At 52.7% G+C, this 2209-nt stretch carries 1 tRNA gene and 2 rRNA genes (1 of these 3 running past the window's edge); all 3 read left to right on the forward strand.

Annotated features, from left to right (window positions below):
- Positions 1-1652 (forward strand): 23S ribosomal RNA (locus tag BLW66_RS15915); it begins 1182 nt to the left of the window's first position.
- A 173-nt stretch (positions 1653-1825) separates the two neighbouring features.
- Positions 1826-1940 (forward strand): 5S ribosomal RNA (gene rrf / locus BLW66_RS15920).
- 99 nt (positions 1941-2039) lie between these two features.
- Positions 2040-2116: transfer RNA gene (locus tag BLW66_RS15925), tRNA-Met, on the forward strand.
- Positions 2117-2209: the final 93 nt, after the last annotated feature.

The following is a 2209-nucleotide window of genomic DNA, read 5'->3' on the forward strand; positions in this document are numbered from 1 at the left end:
CCGAAGCTTAGGATGCCGTAAGGCATGGTAGCGGAGCGTAGTGTGACATAACTCTACGCCTCTTTTGCACTACTTGTAGTGCATAGGAGGCATTGAGTTTTCTGTGAAGCCGGGGCGTGAGCCATCCGGTGGAGAGATCACTAGCGAGAATGATGACATGAGTAGCGACAAACAGGGTGAGAGACCCTGTCGCCGAAAGTCCAAGGGTTCCTGCTTAAAGCTAATCTGAGCAGGGTAAGCCGACCCCTAAGGCGAGGCCGAAAGGCGTAGTCGATGGGAACCAGGTTAATATTCCTGGGCCATGAGGTGGTGACGGATCTCGAAGGTAGTTCATCCTTATCGGATTGAATGGGCTGCTTAGAGGTTCCTGGAAATAGCCCCTCTATAAGATCGTACCCTAAACCGACACAGGTGGACTGGTAGAGAATACCAAGGCGCTTGAGAGAACGATGTTGAAGGAACTCGGCAAAATACCTCCGTAAGTTCGCGAGAAGGAGGCCCAGTTTCTACGCAAGTATTGACTGGGGGCACAAACCAGGGGGTGGCGACTGTTTACTAAAAACACAGGGCTCTGCGAAGTCGTAAGACGACGTATAGGGTCTGACGCCTGCCCGGTGCCTGAAGGTTAAAAGGAGGAGTGCAAGCTCCGAATTGAAGCCCAGGTAAACGGCGGCCGTAACTATAACGGTCCTAAGGTAGCGAAATTCCTTGTCGGGTAAGTTCCGACCTGCACGAATGGCGTAACGACTTCCCCGCTGTCTCCAACATCGACTCAGCGAAATTGAATTGCCTGTCAAGATGCAGGCTTCCCGCGGTTAGACGGAAAGACCCCGTGCACCTTTACTACAGCTTCACACTGGCATCAGGCACAACATGTGCAGAATAGGTGGTAGGCTTTGAACCAGAGACGCCAGTTTCTGGGGAGCCTCCTTTGAGATACCACCCCTGTTCTGCTTGATGTCTAACCGCGGTCCGTTATCCGGATCCGGGACCCTGTGTGGCGGGTAGTTTGACTGGGGCGGTCGCCTCCTAAACAGTAACGGAGGCGCGCGAAGGTTGGCTCAGACCGGTCGGAAATCGGTCGTTGAGTGCAATGGCAGAAGCCAGCCTGACTGCGAGACTGACAAGTCGAGCAGAGACGAAAGTCGGTCATAGTGATCCGGTGGTCCCGAGTGGAAGGGCCATCGCTCAACGGATAAAAGGTACGCCGGGGATAACAGGCTGATGGTGCCCAAGAGTCCATATCGACGGCACCGTTTGGCACCTCGATGTCGGCTCATCTCATCCTGGGGCTGGAGCAGGTCCCAAGGGTACGGCTGTTCGCCGTTTAAAGAGGTACGTGAGCTGGGTTTAGAACGTCGTGAGACAGTTCGGTCCCTATCTGCCGTGGGTGTAGGATACTTGAGAGGAGTTGCCCCTAGTACGAGAGGACCGGGGTGAACGAACCACTGGTGGACCAGTTGTCATGCCAATGGCAGTGCTGGGTAGCTATGTTCGGAAAGGATAACCGCTGAAGGCATCTAAGCGGGAAGCCCCCCTCAAAACAAGGTATCCCTGAGAACCGAGGTAGACCACCTCGTCGATAGGCCAGAGATGTAAGCGCAGCAATGCGTTCAGTTGACTGGTACTAATTGTTCGATAGGCTTGATTTGATCCAGTAGAAGCTGGACTTCAAAAGCTACACATATGTGTAAGTGACTTGGATTAGAAATTTGTTTGGACACTTAGATGTTTATAACTACTGGGTGGCTGTCACATTCTTACGAATATGACTTTGCCACACAGTTTAAACATCTGAGTGTTTAAACTGATGTTGTTTGTTTGGTTTGGTGGTCATAGCGCGAGCAAAACACCCGATCCCATCCCGAACTCGGCCGTTAAGTGCCGTCGCGCCGATGGTACTGCGTCTTAAGACGTGGGAGAGTAGGTCACCGCCAAACCTAACAAGCAACATCAATCGTATCTCTCTAACCGATGCGCCTCTCCTAAATTTAGTTCTAGAGGCAAGCGCAGAACAGGCCTCTAATCAGGCCAAATGGCGCGGGATGGAGCAGCCCGGTAGCTCGTCAGGCTCATAACCTGAAGGTCGTAGGTTCAAATCCTACTCCCGCAACCAAACCTAGAAAACAGCCCACCCGTAAAACGGTGGGCGTTTGCGTTTTAAGGCCAGATCAAGCCCCCAAAATCCTGTAACCCCACAACACGCGCC

Origin of the sequence: Litoreibacter albidus (genome assembly GCF_900107015.1) — a bacterium.
GTDB classification, from domain to species: domain Bacteria; phylum Pseudomonadota; class Alphaproteobacteria; order Rhodobacterales; family Rhodobacteraceae; genus Litoreibacter; species Litoreibacter albidus.